The organism is Dictyobacter alpinus (assembly GCF_003967575.1).
Taxonomy (GTDB): Bacteria; Chloroflexota; Ktedonobacteria; order Ktedonobacterales; family Ktedonobacteraceae; genus Dictyobacter; species Dictyobacter alpinus.
Genome location: NZ_BIFT01000002.1, coordinates 513,201 through 530,374 on the forward strand (window position 1 = coordinate 513,201; position 17,174 = coordinate 530,374).

The 17,174-nt window shown below is 49.5% G+C and carries 11 protein-coding genes; 9 read left to right on the top strand and 2 right to left on the bottom strand.

Going from position 1 to position 17,174, the window contains the following annotated elements; translation table 11 throughout:
* Positions 1 to 147: 147 nt before the first annotated feature.
* The 5 genes from EL633_RS24395 (at position 148) to EL633_RS24415 (ending at position 6,513) form a co-directional block, all read left to right on the top strand.
* Positions 148 to 1,422 (top strand): NAD(P)/FAD-dependent oxidoreductase, encoded by a 1,275-nt coding sequence (locus EL633_RS24395; protein WP_126629891.1) that lies wholly within the window; start codon positions 148 to 150, stop codon positions 1,420 to 1,422.
* Positions 1,423 to 1,428: 6 nt separating this feature from the next.
* On the top strand, positions 1,429 to 2,769 hold the full coding sequence (locus EL633_RS24400; protein WP_126629892.1) for an ABC transporter substrate-binding protein: 1,341 nt from the start codon (positions 1,429 to 1,431) through the stop codon (positions 2,767 to 2,769).
* Positions 2,770 to 2,869: 100 nt separating this feature from the next.
* A complete protein-coding gene (locus EL633_RS24405) occupies positions 2,870 to 3,820 on the top strand; it encodes a carbohydrate ABC transporter permease (RefSeq protein ID WP_126629893.1) in 951 nt (316 codons plus the stop codon).
* Positions 3,821 to 3,848: 28 nt separating this feature from the next.
* Positions 3,849 to 4,682, top strand: coding sequence for a carbohydrate ABC transporter permease (locus EL633_RS24410; protein WP_126629894.1), 834 nt, complete (start codon positions 3,849 to 3,851; stop codon positions 4,680 to 4,682).
* 70 nt (positions 4,683 to 4,752) lie between these two features.
* Positions 4,753 to 6,513, top strand: a complete 1,761-nt coding sequence (locus EL633_RS24415) for a dihydroxy-acid dehydratase (RefSeq protein WP_126629895.1) — start codon at positions 4,753 to 4,755, stop codon at positions 6,511 to 6,513.
* A 117-nt stretch (positions 6,514 to 6,630) separates the two neighbouring features.
* Here EL633_RS24415 and EL633_RS24420 read toward each other — a convergent pair whose 3' ends face one another.
* Positions 6,631 to 9,807, bottom strand: a complete 3,177-nt coding sequence (locus EL633_RS24420; protein ID WP_161982400.1) for a discoidin domain-containing protein — start codon at positions 9,805 to 9,807, stop codon at positions 6,631 to 6,633.
* A 437-nt stretch (positions 9,808 to 10,244) separates the two neighbouring features.
* On the opposite strand from EL633_RS24420, the gene EL633_RS24425 reads away from it, so the two are divergent.
* The 4 genes from EL633_RS24425 to EL633_RS24440 all read left to right on the top strand — a co-directional run bounded on the left by EL633_RS24425 (position 10,245) and on the right by EL633_RS24440 (position 15,707).
* Positions 10,245 to 11,543, top strand: a complete 1,299-nt coding sequence (locus EL633_RS24425) for a substrate-binding domain-containing protein (RefSeq protein WP_161982401.1) — start codon at positions 10,245 to 10,247, stop codon at positions 11,541 to 11,543.
* 605 nt (positions 11,544 to 12,148) lie between these two features.
* On the top strand, positions 12,149 to 13,630 hold the full coding sequence (locus EL633_RS24430) for an ABC transporter substrate-binding protein (protein WP_246039247.1): 1,482 nt from the start codon (positions 12,149 to 12,151) through the stop codon (positions 13,628 to 13,630).
* 121 nt (positions 13,631 to 13,751) lie between these two features.
* Positions 13,752 to 14,753, top strand: coding sequence for a carbohydrate ABC transporter permease (locus EL633_RS24435; protein ID WP_246039248.1), 1,002 nt, complete (start codon positions 13,752 to 13,754; stop codon positions 14,751 to 14,753).
* A 48-nt stretch (positions 14,754 to 14,801) separates the two neighbouring features.
* Positions 14,802 to 15,707 carry a carbohydrate ABC transporter permease gene (locus EL633_RS24440; protein WP_126629898.1) on the top strand — a complete coding sequence of 302 codons (906 nt, stop codon included), beginning with the start codon at positions 14,802 to 14,804 and terminating at the stop codon, positions 15,705 to 15,707.
* Between the two features lie 193 nt (positions 15,708 to 15,900).
* Here EL633_RS24440 and EL633_RS24445 read toward each other — a convergent pair whose 3' ends face one another.
* The gene (locus EL633_RS24445) at positions 15,901 to 17,016 is read right to left on the bottom strand and encodes a GntR family transcriptional regulator (protein ID WP_161982402.1); all 1,116 of its coding nucleotides are present in this window, start codon (positions 17,014 to 17,016) and stop codon (positions 15,901 to 15,903) included.
* Positions 17,017 to 17,174 lie beyond the last annotated feature (158 nt).

Here is a 17,174-nt window from a genome sequence, read left to right on the forward strand (position 1 = left end):
GAGACTCTTCGAATACATATCAGTAGATATGCAACGATCACTCGCGACCAGCATTGACTATTTGCCTTTTCATACGTATGAGGGGGCCGCAGCCGTTTTGCACGTGCCTTTCCCGGGCATATTGACAGGGAAGCAAGGACAGAACAGATGGAACAGCAGAGAGCAGATATCGCCATTATTGGCGGCGGTATTATTGGCATGAGTTGTGCCTACGAGCTGGCAATGCAGGGGGCCAAACACATTGTGGTGTTTGATAAACAAAATCCTGCCAGCGGCACTACTGGTGGTTCGGCAGGAGTCGTATGTCTCCATGATATGGGTGAATTGTATGCCGCTTTAACGCTCGTTGGCTATCAGCGTTATCAACACCTCCGACGTGAGCATGCCTTTACGCTCACCACCTGGGGCTCACTCACGGTCGTCTATGAGCCCGGTACTTTTCCACCAGAGCCTGATGCCTATCAGCAACGCTTTGGTGGTGGGGCGGAAAGTATCTACCACCAGGAATTCCTGGAGCCGGCTACATTGCGACACCGCTATCCCTGGATTCAACCTGAAGGGGTTAAAGGCGGGGTCTTCTATCCCAATCAAGGCTTTATCGATCCATATGAATTGGTGGCGTTATACGAACGGCTTGCGGTCGCGACCAGTCGTGTGGAGATCAAACGCAATACGCCTGTGCTGCAAATACGCCGGGATGGCGAGCGGATCACCTCACTGGTGACACGGCGTGGACACTGGCAGGTGGGCTTGGTGCTCAATGCAGGTGGACCATGGGGAGCCAGAGTTGCCGCGCTCGCTGGATCAGAACTAGCACTCACGCCACAACGCATTCAGGTCTGCGTTGCCACAGCCTTCGATGATGGCGTAGAGCAGGCCCCCCTGACCGGTATACCAGCATCGGTCAATGGCGAAGCGGTCTGGTGCCGCGGCGAATTGGGCGGAACCCTGCTCTTTGGGCAACATCACAACACGACCAGAGCAGGCTACACCGTTGATCCAGATTATGTCCAACGCATCAATGATCCAGACTACCCACAGGCAGTAGAACAGGTCTATCGACGCTACTGGCATCTGCCCCATAGCCAGTTCCTCAATGGCTGGTGCTGTGTCTACGGAACCACCGAGGATGGTTTCCCCATCGTTTCACGCGATACCCGACTGGAAAATTTCTATCATGCCGTCGGACTGAATGGACATGGCATCACCCTGCATGCCGGTATCGCTCGTGCCGCCAGTGCCTTGCTTCTTCATAACAGAACCACCCTGGATCTTAGCGATGTGCTCAATGAGGCCGCGCACCTCGATTTCTCGGTTCTCGATGCCGGGCGTTTCGCGCGTGGTGCATTGCTTACCTTCGATTTACATGACGTAAACCATCACACTTCTCATATCAGAAGAGAAGAAATTACAAAGGAGTAAACGCCTATGTCTCCTCTCCACCTATCCCGTCGTGCGTTCCTGCATCGAAGCGGAACAACGATTGGCGCCGCAACACTCTTATCGGCCTGCGCGCCCATGATACAGACACCATCCACTACAGTCCGGCTGAGGTTCTGGAACACGGTCTATCCAACGACGGATCCATTGGATAAAACCAAGGCACGCGACCAGTACTATATTTACAAAGCAATTCAACGTTTTGAAGATCAGCATCCTGGAGTTAAGATCGATATGCAGGTCATGCCAGGCTCGACAGATATGTTCACGGCTTATCGCGTGGCCAGCATCGCCAAAACGGGTCCTGATGTGATGTCTCTGTGGAGCGGCAATTATTTAATGCAATTCAAACATTATCTGGAACCGCTCAACAACTATTTCACGCCGACAGAAATCGGACGTATTCGCGGATGGAACGCAGTCACCAGCGGCTTCACTCCTGGTAAAGGCACGATCTATGGCGTTCCTTGTAGTACTGACGGCATCACTGCAATCTATTACAGTAAGAAGGCTCTGGCAAAGGCCGGTATCCAGCCAGAAACGGATTGGCCCCACAACTTTGATGCTTTTCTGAGCATACTGGAAAAAATCAAGGCCAGTGGCACTACGCCGTTCGCCCTGTTTGATAACGGCTATAGTTTATTCAGTCTGGATTACTGGATTGCCCAGGTGGTGAACGGCGATGCCGGCATCTCAGATCTGATTGCCGGGAAACGTAATTTTAACACGCCAGAACTCGTCGATGTGATTCAGAAATGGCAACGCTTAAAACCATATACCATCGCGGGCGCCTCAACCATGGGAGCCGGAGAAGCAGAGCAACTTTTCTATCAGGGTCGAGCCGCAATGATCGTTCATGGTGCCTGGGCCATAGAGAATATGGGTCAGGCGATGGGCAATGACCTGGGAGTGCATAAGCTTCCTGATTATAACGAACAGGTCACGATCAAAAATACGGGGATCGGTGGATCAGGCAATGGACTGATTGTTTCCAGCTATTCACACCACAAAGAGCTCGCTGTGCAATTCGTCAAGTTCTTGATGAGCCAGCCAGAACAGGCCGCCCAGGCTGCAACCAGCTCGAATTTGAGTAATGTGGTCGATGTCGATGTAAATGCGCTCTTTAAAAATCCCGTCAAACGCCAGGTACAACAGTGGGCGCTTGATCCTACCCTCATCTTCTGGCCAGATAATATTTATCCCAGTGAACTGACAACCGAACTCAGCGCCCAGGCGCAGTTGACCTGGAATGGGAAGAACAGCGCGCGACAATTTTTACAACAACTTGATGCCAAACGTGACCAGCTGCTGATGGAGCCCAAATTATAAGCATCATGATAGGACCTGTGCACACAACCTGAAGAGAGGTCAAATGGCCTCTGAATTGTGCACAGTTGCCCGATGAGCACCCAATGAAAGGAAGCCAACTATGGTCAATAGAAAACAAGCCGCGCCCATTAATCTGAACGTCGCTCGTGTATCCACCAAACCTGCCAGTTCTACACGTATGCCTCAACACCAGCGGGAGGGGCTTACCGCCTATCTTTCACTGCTGCCAGCCTTTCTTTTGATCCTGATCTTTATGTGGTATCCTCTGGCCGTTGCGATCTACCATAGTTTTACGGTCTGGGATGGGGACAATGAGCGCTGGATTGGTCTGACGAATTATGTGAGTATTTTTACTTCGGGACAACTTTTATTGCTGCTGCGCAACAATTTCATCTTTTTACTCTCAATTCCTGGTATCTTACTGATCACGCTGATCGTGTCTGTCCTCTTATTTGAACAGACAGTTGGCTGGAAGTTTTTCCGCTCAGTCTACTATCTGCCGACGATTTTGTCAGCGGTTGTGGTGGGCTTTCTCATGAAAACACTCTTTGATTCACAGGGCGCCGTCAATCAGGTCCTGACCACCCTTGGACTCGGTTCGCTGGCACAGCCGTGGATCGATAGCGCCCCAACGGCATTTCTGGTGCTGATTCTAGCATTCTACTGGCAAACACTGGGGCAGGGTGTGCTGATCTTTCTGGCAGGATTATCGACGATCTCAACCGATCTCATCGAGGCGGCGCGCATCGATGGAGCAAACTGGTGGCAACGCCTGTTTCATATCATTGTTCCTTCGCTCTCTTCTGCCATTTCTTACTTTTTGATTACCAATATCATCTACATTTTCATTGGTCTGTTTGCCCTGGTGTATTCAATCACTCGTGGTGGACCCGGCTATGAGACGACACCCATCGACTACATGATCTACGTCAAAGCGTTCGCAGGAGGCTCACTGGGCTATGCCAGCGCCCTGGCAGTGATTCTCCTCATTCTTGTACTCATCCTTTCCTGGATGCAGATAGCGTTCTTTGATAAAGTGGGAGCCGAGTAAAGCGGCTTCCTAAAAAAAGGATACCAGCATGAAGAACTTTTCATCATCATTGACACGCACAGGAATACTGCTCATCCTGGCACTACTGGCGGTGGCCGCGATTTATCCACTGCTGTTCATGCTCTTCACCAGCTTTAAAACGACGGTTGAATACACTACTAGCCCGATGGCTTTGCCACAACACATCACCTACCTGGATAATTTTATCGCGATGTTTAGCAGTCTGGATATGCTGCAGCTCCTCTTGAATACTATCGGGTATATCCTGCTGGCCCTGCTACTCTCACTCATCGTATCGATTCCCGCCTCATTTACCCTGGCCAAACTACGCTTTCCGTATCGACGCCTCTTCTTTCTGTTGATTATTGCTAGCCTGATTATCCCTGGCATGACTTTTATTATTCCCAACTATCTGTCGATGGCCCATCTAGGATTGGTCGATAATTTTCTGTCAGTAGTATTACTGTGGGCGGCAACCAGTATTCCGGGCTCGGTCTTCCTGCTGACATCATTAATGCGCGGACTGCCAGGCGAGATCTTAGAGGCGACCAGGGTTGATGGAGCAAACTATTTTCATCAATTGGTACGCATTGCGATGCCGATGAGCATCTCTGGTATTGTTACTATTAGCATTTTTAATGTAACTGCGTGGTGGAATGATCTACTGACACCGTTACTGTTTTTACAAACGGATAACAAACAGACCATCACGGCCGCCATCGCCACCATCGGAGGGCGCTATGCCACTGATTATCCATTGCTGATGACCAGTCTCTTAATGGCATCTGTTCCCCCCATCCTGATCTACATTTTTCTGCAGAGCTATATTCGCAGGGGCATGGTAATCGGTGCGATTAAGTAGGCGGCCAAAACAAGATCCTGTCATCACTTCAGGGATGATGCAATGACTAGAGAGAACAAGGAAAGATATCGTGGAGACATCAGCAAGCAATGAACAGAGAAATAAGGTCAATTTACGGAGTCAAGAATGGTTTGAAGGTCGCGACGAACTGGGCTTGCAGAGCCGTTCAGTCCTCCGGTCCCTGGGCTGGACCAGAGAGTTTTTTACGGGCAAACCGGTCATCGGCATTGCGAACTCCTGGAGCGAGCTCAATACCTGCAATCTCGGACTCAAGGCGGTGGCAGAGGCGGTGAAACGAGGGGTGATCGCAGCGGGAGGAGTACCACTGGAGTTTAATACCATTTCCCTGGGTGAGGAACTCATGAAACCCAGCGCCATGTTGTATCGCAACTTGCTAGCGATGGAGCTTGAGGAAACACTCCGGGCCTATCCCATTGATGGGGTTGTGCTGCTCACAGGATGCGATAAAACGACACCGGCTCAACTGATGGGTGCGGCTAGCGCCAATCTCCCAGCAATTCAGGTCTGTGCTGGAACCCGTAGCGCTAGCCGCTGGAAGGGACACGAACTTGGTTCGGGGACCGATCTCTGGCACTATCTGGATGCCTACCGTATGGGAGAGGTGAGCGAACAAGACTGGCAGGCGTTCGAGAAGAACTATTCCTGCGGTATCGGTACCTGTAATACGATGGGGACCGCTTCAACCATGACGGTCCTCTCCGAAGCACTTGGCATGATGCTTCCGCATACTGCAACCATTCCCGCCATGGACGCTCGGCGACTGGCGGCAGCTGAGGCCAGTGGTCGGCGCAGCGTTGAATTGGTGTGGCAGGATCTCCGACCCTCTCAGATCATGACGCGCGCGGCCTTCGAGAATGCCTTGCGCGTCTATATGTCCATTGGCGGCTCGACCAATGCGGTCATTCATCTCATTGCGATCGCCCAACGGCTGCGCGTCCCGCTAACATTGGACGACTTTGATGCATATGCGCGAAGAACACCGATGCTCTTAAACTTACAACCATCGGGGAAATTCCTAATGCCAGATTTCGATGAAGCTGGAGGTGTGCCCGCGCTGATGCAAGAGCTACGGGATCTCCTCAATCTGGAGTGTTTGACCGTGACTGGTCATTTCCTCCAAGAGACGCTGGATGAAGTGCCCTACCGGGATAGCTCGGTGATCTCTTCACGCGATCACCCCCTGGCTCCATCTGGCGCGATTGCCATTCTGCATGGCAATCTTGCCCCACGCGGCGCCGTTATCCGGACCACAACAGCGTCCACACAGTTAGAAACACACCGTGGACCAGCCATCGTCTTTGATACCTACCAGGACATGCTCACACGTATTGATGATCCAAACTTGCCGGTCACGGCAGAGTCAGTCCTGGTGCTGCGTAATGCCGGCGCCGTCGGGGTCCCGGGCCTCCCCGAATGGGGTTCGATCCCCATTCCCAAGAAACTGTTACGTCAGGGGGTGCAAGATATCGTGCGTATCAGTGATTCACGTATGAGCGGCACAAGTTATGGGACGGTTGTGCTCCATATCACACCCGAGGCGGCCATTGGCGGTCTACTGGCACTCGTACAGAATGGAGATCTGATTGAGCTTGACGTAGAAAACCGTACGCTCTCGCTGCTTGTCTCACCAGAAGAGCTCGATCGGCGTCAACGTGATTGGACACCTCCTCAGCGCATCCATAGCCGTGGTTATCCGCGTCTTTACGCCGAACATGTCCTGCAACCGGATGAGGGCTGCGACTTTGATTTTCTCATTCCACAATCAGATGCCGATCTGACCTTCCACCCTCCCATCGTTGGTCGTTCCTAGCCCTTGCCATATCATGGCCTCAAAAGGCCCCCCCAATAGTGAGAAAAGGGACGAAAACACATGTATGTTTTCGTCCCTTTTCTTCAAAAAAATATATACGATGATGACCTCAATAAACTAATTACCAAAGACCTGAAATTCGTAGAGGGAGTACCCCCAGGAGGTTCCACGTTGCGTTCCGTTGAGGCGGATATAGCGTCCACTCCCGGATAGACCGGTCAGATTCTCATTACCTCCTGCGCCATTATTCTGGGTATAAATGGTGGTCCAGCTACTTCCATCGTCCGAGACCTGGATGGTATAGGCTTTCCCATAGGCTGTTTCCCAGGACAATTTCACACCAGTAATAGTATGCGTTGCCCCTAAATCCACCTGGAACCACTGTGGATCACTAAAGGAACTTGACCAGCGCGTGGAGAGGTCTCCATCAACGGCATTGCCTGCTTCCAATCCATCGTGCTCAATAGAAGAGGCGGTCGCGGCTTTGTTCAAAGCCAGATTAGCGCCATTGCCAGTTGGAGTCGGAGTTGGGGTTGAGCCAGGGGTTGGGGTTGGGGTTGGAGTGGTGCCGTTAGCACCACTCCCTGTCCAGGCTGTTCCATTGACTGAAACATTGTCAAAGGTAGCCGACCCCAGCGTCCCATCATTATGAGAAGTCAAGGCCAACCCAACATACACGGTAGTATCCATAGCGATCGTATCTGAACCCAATTGTGTCCAGTTTGTCCCATCTGTTGAGCCATATCCGGTGAAGGTATTACCAGCACGCACCAGTTTCACCCAATATGGAGCATTGACAGGTTTCGATGCAGGATGGCCAGTATTACCAGCATCAGTTGTTCGATCCTCAAAGTAGGTTGAAGGTTCAGCCGAGAATAAGGCTGCTGCATTGGCTGCGCCACTATCCAAGGACTTCCGAATCATCACCCCTGCCTTTGCATAAGGGGAAGAATTGCTCAGGGAAACGACACGAGCAATAACGGTGGTATCTCCATTCACAGGCTGATACACATAGTGGAAAGCATCTACACTATTCCAGATGTCATATCCGGATGCATTGACCGTGAAAGTTCCATTATCAGTATTGACTGATCCTGGCAGTGCTGGACCACCAATGTCTTTATCCTGAAGATAGGAAGGAACACCATTGGGTGCCGAACGTGGCTCAGGTGTGCTTGAAAGAGCCGAGGGCTGGACAAAGAGCGCATCAACATTGCCAGCGGTCCCATTGGATGCATTGGCTGAAGGTCGCAACAACAAACTATGCAGCCCAGGCGAGAAGGAAACACTTCCGACCGAAACAACCTGATAGGTACTCTTGCTCCCTGTATTGGGCACGGTAACTGTGGTAACCAGTTCACTATCGGCATAGACGTTGAATTTGCCACCATCGGCATCATTGGCCAGACTGAGATAGACCTTATAACTATCCGAGTTCCCGATGCGCAGCAGATAGGAGGCATTTTGTCCAACGTTTGACGTTGCACCATTATAGCCACCAATCGTCAGCGCATAGCCAGTCCCTGGAATTGTCGTGGTACTGTTCCCTGACACAGGTGTTCCCAGTTCGACTGCTGGTAGCTGATAGTCAGAGGCATTGACCTGTGCGGCAGCCTGGACCAGAGGGTAGGTGGCAGCTGTAGTAAAATCATCCCACTGACCAAAGGTTCCAGCCGTATAGTTTTCACCACCTGCCTTCACAAAATCATTAAAGGAGGTGACCAGAGCCTGTTTCGCGCGTTGATCAACGCGCCCTTGATCTCCTACTGCACCTTCAATGCCCCAACTTCCCTCATAGGACATGAAGTGTAAGCCGTAAGAACGAGCCCAGGTTCCCTCATTGTCCAGCGTACTCTGATACCCGGATTGGGGAATACCAGATGCAAAGAGATCATCGACGCTGGTCGCGCTATCATTATTACTATTAAAGTAAACAGCGCCACCACCACCCCAGAAGTAGTAGTTGACTGGATGAGGATCCGTCACATGCTGAATGCCATCGCCATTATTATAATAGTCGTGCAGGAACTCAAGCTCGTCCTGGGACGTATTGTTCAGATTGTTATACTGCCAGAAGAGCAAAGGCCGTACGCGTGAGCCCATGGCGTCATCACCGAAAACACCACGGAAGATCTTGCTCACATTGAGTGCGCGATTGGCATAATTGCGATGCCAGAGCAGATTTCCATCGGTCTTGCCATCAAAATTCAGGGGCGAATTAGGATTATTCTGAATCTCTTGTTGGTAGCCAACCGGACCATCATAGAGATCATGCGCCTGGTCAAATTGGAAATTCCAGGCCTCATTGGTGTACTCAACATATAACTTCAGATTGGACTTCAGGGGTGCCCAGACAGGATTGGCCTGCGTACTGGTATAGGGGTTGACACCATCACTTCCATACAACAGAAGTTGGGCCAGTTTCGTGATGTAGTCATTATTCGCACGATCAGGCACTACAATATACAGGTCTTTGTTGTTGTCATTGGCAATCTTGACCATGTATTCAAAGGCCATCTGATTGCCTTCAAAGGCATTTTCACCAGGCAAAAGCTTATGCTGGGTCGCATAATCAACGGTGGTGCGATCAGACCAATTCGCCGACTTATTCCAGTTGGTCCCAAACATAAAGCGTATATAGGCATACGGCGCAACCGCTTGCGCGACATAAGGGGTGAAAATGACCGATGGATCATAGGAGGTGCTTGATCCTTCAGAGACAGGTTTCAAGATCTTGAGATCGGTGATACCGGTATTGGTAGCACTGGTAGCAGTACGCTTCGTATTCTTAAAGTACATATAGAAGTTTTGACTGCCAGGATCAGTGACCACCATACTCACCGTGGTAGTATTGGTGCCCGCATCATACTGCTGGTTCGAGAAGGCCGCATAGCCCAATCCAACCGAGACATCTGCCTGTCCATGAAAGATTACCTGATAGGTGCCATCATTGTGACTGAGTCCCTGCCACAAATAGAACTGGAAATCAGTAGTAGGCCAGCCATTACTATCAACGGTAGCATCAGTTTTGCCATCATCGGCCAGCAATCCACCAGACGTTTTCATGGCATCGGTAAAGGTGCCCGGATCGGGTTCACCTAGATTGATGCCCATCGCTGGTCGCTGCGATGGCGTCTCGGCATGCGCAACCTGCGTGGGAAAGAGTTGAAGAGAAAATGTGGCAGCAATACTACTTACGAGTAATAAGAGACAACTTAACGAGAGAGCCAGACGGAAAATCCGTTTTCCTGACCAGGTACTTCGTAGTACTGGTCGTTTCAGCCAATGTACCATCCTTGCAATACTCCTTTGGAATACGCCAACTTCAACAATGAAATCAAAACAGTATGCCAACATGACATCCTGCCATACTAGCATACATATTCGTCTAGAATCACCTGCCTATGCGGCAAAGCGACTCAACCAAAAAAAAGGACATGCGCTTGGTACTGAAAGCCTCCAGGCTTTGATGAGGTAACAGATTGTGAGACGACCGGGAAAAGGCGAAGGCGAGTAAAAATATCAGCTATCTATATAACTAACAACTATATAAGTATACTATGTAGTTGTTCATGTATGTAAGCATACACGACGAAAATACGTCTGTCAAGAGATGCTAGAAATAAGCCCTGAATGCAGAAATTCAGAAATAGATGCTTGCTTGACTGACGACAAGCCAGCTTTTATAATAAAAACAACTATGTAGTATAGTGTAAGCTCGAAGGATGTCTATGAAAAAAGAATCTCTCAAAAAGCCAGGACAAGCGAAAGATATGCTTATGTATAAACAGATTGAACGAGATATTCGCCATAAAATCCAGCAGGGAGAATGGCCTACCGGCTCAATGCTGCCAGGTCGAGCCAATCTTGCCAAAATATATGGTGTCAGCATACCAACGCTAGAACAGGCCATCGGGATTTTAATCGCGGATGGTACGTTGCGTGCGGAATCCAAACGAGGAACCTTTGTCTCTCAGACGCTCCCCTTATCCACACCATTTCCGCCACCATCACTCCCTTTGCTCCCAACAGGTGCTTTCCCTTACATGTCCCCCGAAAAGCCTCGTCCTACCCTCGGCATTATCGCACAAGCACCCCATATCGATCTGGCGGAAGAAAAAACTCAGCCCCAAATTGGGCTTGATCCGGGTCAATGGACGTATTTCCTGATGCAATCACTCCAGCAGCAGTTTACACAAGCTGGTGGACAGGTTCGGCTGATCCAGGAGATTGGGTACACCTCTGAGCGTACCACGATGAAGGAGGCGATCACACTGTTGCTTGACCATGGCATTGATGCCATTGTCATTAGTATTTTTGATGTGCGCTCCATCAGTCAAACCGTACAGGCCCTGCTTGACCTGAAACACGTCCCTGTCGTCCTTGTTTCCTGGGAAGCAATTGTGAGTCCTTGTTCATCCGTCTGCATTGATGATGTCGAAGCGGGCTATAGAGCCGCACTGCATCTATTACGCGTAGGACATGCACCCTTGCTCTTTCTTCAAATTGATGATCGTTCCTGGGTGGACAAACGTATTGAGGGGGCGAGACAAGCGCTGCAGGACTTTGGCGTCGCTCCAGATCAACTCCTCATCCGCTCGGAGATGAAAACCACTGAAGGAGACGATACAGAAACACTCGCGTACCAGGCCAGCCAGAAATGGATTGCTCAAGGCATCCTTACGAGTGAGCAACAAACACGTCCTATCGGCATTATCGCTCAAAATGACTTTACCGCAGCTGGATTTCTGCGCGCAGCTCAGGTAGCGGGAAAAGTAGTTGGCAAAGATTTTGGCTTGATCGGTTTTGATGATCATCCGCTCGCCACCGAACTGGGTATCACCTCGATCCGGCCCCCTATCGAAGAACTGGGTGAAGAGGTGATTCGTATTCTCTGGCGACAGATGCACGAACGAAGCATTTCACAACAACGAATCCTCCTCTCAGGCCGTCTGATCGTTCGTGCATCAACCTCGCGTGGGAGAAAAAGCGAGCCAGAGCAGATACAACGCCCCCTACAGGGCCAATAAGCAACCATCATTGGGCGTTCTACCGCATGGGCGTTCTCTGTCCATGAGGGAGTCGCGCCATAAGGTGTTCTCACATGTGTTCTCTACGCGTGGAAAAAGACATGCTCTGCTCTATCTTTTTCCACGCGTAGAGAATACGCACGTTCTCATCAGAAAACAAGGATAAAAGCACACATAAGCATGAACAGCAGGACACTATCTTGTCATCCTTTCTGTCCTGACGGCATTGATGCAGTACCGTTTATGGAAAAATTTCATTAGCAGAAAAAGATCTTGACAACAAAAGATGGGATATGGTATAAGATCACTATCACTTCATTGGACTAGTCCAATGAAGTGGGAGAACCCTGGCGAAACACTTCATAGCACATCCTAACCCGGCTGTTACCTATTTTCGGTCACATACACTCTTTTCCCAGGAAGCACTGCCTTTTGTATAAGCCGTATCAAAATCTACATTCAAAGGCGCTCAACCGCAGGTCAGTACATCATACCTAAATAGCTGGGTGGTCATTATCAGTCACTTCATCATAGGGATCGTATGAATGCTCCATGAGCGATGATGTTCAATCCGCATGCAGGGATATGCAAGGAGGAATGAAACCATGTCAATGTCAGACACCCTTTCACAGCCGCTTAATCGTCGACGCTTTCTACAAACTGCCGCTGCCGCCACCGCAGGTGCCGCATCATTTCCAGCTATTTTATCCGCCTGTGGAGACGCAAACACCTCAACAGGAAAAACGGTCACGCTTCAATATTGGGATACCTTTGTGAGCCAGGCTGCATGGGTAGATCAAGAGATTAAGCTTTTTGAGCAGGCCCACCCCTCAATTAAAATCAAGAAGAGAACACAGGTAGGCGGTACATTCAACACTATTTATTCTTTAGCTGTGCGCAGCGGCAAAACACCTGATGTCAGTATGATTCCCGGTCCAGATCCACTGGCCACCCAGGTCCAAAAAGGCTGGTACCTGGATTGGAATAAATGGGCCACGAACTCATGGAAAACGCACTTCCCATCACAGTCTTTCTTAGAGGGTACCAACGTTTTTAACGGGAAGATCTATTCTGCTCAACTCAATAGTAGCGCACCCTTTGTCCAATTGTACTCGAACAATAAGATCTTTAAAGATGCGGGTCTGGTCAATAAGGATGGCTCAGCCATGCTTCCCCGTACCTGGGACGATGTGACACGGGCGGCAGAAGCCATTACCAAAAAGAGTACTGGGCAGGTCGCCGGCTTTGCCTTTAGCGGCGGCGAGGGACCAGTCTGGTTTGCCTTTATGCTGCATGTCTTTGTCGTGGGAGCAGGCACGCCTCAAGGGGCCTTTGGCGCGGATGATCGCGTTGGCAAATATACGTTTAGTACCGATCGCAATTATACCGATTTCATCGAGCTTCTATTGGACTGGAAAAAGCGTGGCTTTATCTATTCCAATGTCATGAGCACAAAAGACGAGGTACAGCGCCGTTTCTTCTCTCAAGGCAAAATTGGTATGGTCACCAATGGCGTCTGGGCACAACCAACCTGGAAACAGGATGGGTTTACAAACTATAGCCTCTCCGCTCTTGTCTCTCCCAGTACCAATCCAAAGGCCTATTATGGCCGCACCAATGCTGGCTCCGAATTTACTATTTCCGCGAAAACCAAATATCCCGATGAATCCTGGGCCTGGATCGATTGGCTGTATAGCCCTGCCGCTGGCAAACGCTGGGTGGATATGGGAGAGGATGCCTCGATCTATCCACAAAATAATAATCCAGCCAATGCAAAAGACCGTCAGTTTGCTCAATTTCTGGAAACCACAAAACTGACACGCATCCGTCCTGCCGCGATTGTCAAAAATCCGCAAACGGCCAAGGTCACCGTTAATGGCGTTACACCAGATATTGGTGATGTATTGCAGGGTATCTTTACGGGCCAGATTAAAGATATCAAAGGTGCATTGCAGGCTTTAGATGCGCGTTGGGAAACTGAACGTGCGCGCGCGATCAAGGCGGCAAACCAGCAAGGGTATAAGGTCAGCATCGCTGATTTTACCTTTCCTGATTGGGACCCAACAAAGGACTATATCCAAAAATAAGCTCTCTCCAACAGCGAAGGGGATGGCCATCATTTCCTTTGCTGTTGTTCCGCCTATGCCCTCGACAATCAATAGACTTCAATCTTGAATCCATGCGTATTTCAGAGGAGAAATGCTGGTTATGTACGTACAGACACGTCCTATGAATTCTCATGTTCCCAGGCAACCATACCATAAAGAAAAAACAAAAAAAGAAACAGTTTGGCAGAAGATGGTACGCCATCGTGGCTCCTATCTGTATGTCGCACCGATGTTCATTCTATATCTTGTCTTTAGCGTCTATCCATTGTTTGCATCGATCGGTTTTACGCTCTATCAATGGAACGGCATTGGTGATCCTAGCGCGTTTGTTGGCCTGGATAATTTTAAACGGGTGATTGGAGACAGTATCTTTTGGGGATCTTTTCTCCATTCTGGGATCTATACCGTGATCCTGGTCCCCATTCAATTAACCTTAGCCTTGCTGCTCGCACTGGTGCTCAACAATCCCAAACTACGCGGCTCAACTTTTTATCGGACCATCTATTTCTTGCCGGTCGTCACCTCACCTGCGGTCATCGGTGTCATCGTTCAGCTGGTCCTGGCGAACTTTGGCCCCAATGTTAATGATCTCCTCATCAAAGCGCATCTCTTCTCCACTCCAGTTGATTGGCTCGGCGACCCAACTATTGCCATGGGCACCATTATTATCGTTGGTATCTGGCAAAGCTTTGGCTATAACCTGGTCTTCTTTCTAGCTGGACTGCAAACGATTCCAGCTGAACTCTATGAGGCGGCGCGCATTGATGGAGCGAACACGCTGGTGCGCCTCTTTTCGATTACCCTTCCAATGCTCCGAGCCGTTGGCATTATGATTGTGTTCCTGGCCATCTATGGAAGCATGCAGGTCTTTGATATTGTACAAACCATTACCCGTGGTGGTCCCTACTTTGGGACAGAGGTAGTCAATACCTATATTTACCACCAGGCCTTTGGCGATGCAGGTGGACAGTCTGTGCAACCCAACGTTGGTTTTGCCTCTGCAGCCTCACTGTTTTATGGCCTTATCTTACTCGTATTCTCGCTTGGACAAGCCTATGTCTTTGTACAGATGCGCCGTCAACGGGCAGCCTTACGCCTGTGAGCACACAAATAGAATCATACTGTCCCTGGCATTCACGAAAGAGAGAAAATGAGCATCGTGGCAACAACGTACAACGAGAGACGCAAACGTCCAACACATAATTCCTATAACCGGCGATCCTCTTCCCGCAAACAAGGACCAACATCCCAGTGGTTTACCCACCTCTGGCTATTGATCATCGGCATATTGTGGGTCTATCCTTTTCTGTGGGTCGCTGGCAGTGCCTTCAAGAGTAATACCGGCTTTTTTGATGAGGGACTCAGCTTTATCCCGAAAGAGTTTCATTGGGAAAATTTTGTCAACGCCTGGAATGAGGCCTCATTTGGCCAATATTTCTTCAATACGATAGTGATTACTGTCTTAACGGTCGTCGCTGTTGTAGGGCTCGCCTCGATGGCTGGCTACGCGCTGGCACGCACTGCTTTTCCTGGCAAGCGCTTGCTGCTCGGTCTTTTTGCCATCCTCTACTTCATTCCAGGTGGCTATGGAGTCGTGCCAACCTTTGATCTGCTCCAGCGACTCAATTTGATCGATACCATCTGGGCCGTGGTCATCCTCCAGATCGCGGGCGGCGTGCCTTTTAATACTATCCTGTTTATGGGCTATTTCCTGACCATGGATCATGAGGTTGAGGAGGCTGCACGCGTTGATGGAGCAGGGTTTCATCAGCTTTTCTGGAATGTCATGTTCCCTCTGGCCAGACCGATAGCAGCCACCGTTGCCTTGCTCACCTTCATGAGCTCATGGAATAATTTCCAAACCCCCTTAATCTTTACACTGGGCGATGAATCGCAGCGTACCCTGGCCGTCGGCTTATATGCTTTTATCGGCGAGAACTCAACCCAGTGGACGTATCTTTGTGCAGGTTCAGTGATTACCCTGGCTCCGATTATCCTGATCTACATCCTATTACAGCGCTACTTTGTCGATGCCGTGTCCGGGGCAGTTAAATAAAAACAGAAGGATACCCAGGCTTCTGCTTAGCGTTCAATGTCACCCATCTAGCCAGCAATAACGTATTGCTGGCTAGAAAAGGTTTGTATTTTTTCTTTTTCTATCAGGGGGAAAATGCCCTGGTGAAGGTATTGTGCCATGAGTCTTCTCAGCTACTGCACATGCAGTGCTGGTGCCTGCAAGCAAGAGAAGCTCAGGCTCTTACATGAGGAGGAACAAGGATACGTGCTTGAGGAGGCTGCTGGCCCGCCATCAATATGTCCAGGGTTGCAAACATGGTTTGGACTATTTCCATGGGATCAAATTCTATAATAGTCATATTTTTTCCATGCCCAAACAGGAGCGGCGAATCGGCATTGGAGTGGGTCGCAATTTTAATATCTTTCCCGACACGCAATCCAGCTTCCTGCAAAGCAATTAATGCCCCACTTGTCAGCATATCCTCAGCAATCAAGAGACCATCAGGACGATCCTGATTCTGTGGGGAAAAGATCTCTTTCGCTAAGGTGTACCCTCGTTCTTGATTGTTGTTGAGAAGCTTGTTATCTCCGTGTAGGACACTGGAAGCAGGGCGTCGAATCAGTTCGCGATACACAGGCAATTGATGCTCGCTCAACTCCTGACAAAAGGCTTGATAATCTGGGCTCTCTTCCATAGCCGTTGGCGTAAGATAATCGTGGAGCGGAAACCAGAAGCCTATTTTTTTACATCCTTGCTGAATCAAGCTCTCTACCCCTAAATGAACTAATGTCTGGTTGTCTAATGTCACCATATAATTTCCGGCACCAGCAAAGACAACACTGGGTAAGGGTTGATGTTTGATCCAATCTTCCGAATAAATATTCAAACCAACCACCAGTAAACCATCGAAATGCTTGGACCTCAACAGCTGCATCGTTTCGTCAGGGAGAGAATTCGCCTGATTAGGAGCGGGGAAAAGGAGTTGGAACGTACAGGTCTCTTGCTTGATCTCAGCTCGCCGTTGCGCCTCTTTTGCAAAATAATTCCACAATATATTCCAGAAGAGAGTTACGGGGGTATTGTTAATAAAAGAATTATCAAAGATGATATGAATAAAGGTATGATGAATTTTTGGTGATACAAACGTTCCCTTGCGTTCAATACTGTAGAGAACATTCTGCTCTTCCAGCACATGCATCGCCTCAGACAGCGTGACACGTGTGGTTCCGAGCTGACGACAGAGCGTACGCACATTGGGAAGTTGTGCATCAGGACCTAACTCAGTAGCAAGTTCACGCAGCTTATTACATAATACATCCAGTTTTGTATCTTTCTGTGGTAATGTCACGAAGGAGTACTCCTGCCCTTTATCTGATGAGCTTGCTCTGTAGGGCAATTATAACGAAGGCACCTAGAGCTGTCAATGCTTCACGTCTCTATGCAGAAGTGAAATTTTTACCAGGAGGTACATGCAAAACGGCTCGCCCATTTGTTGCTTCGAATCGC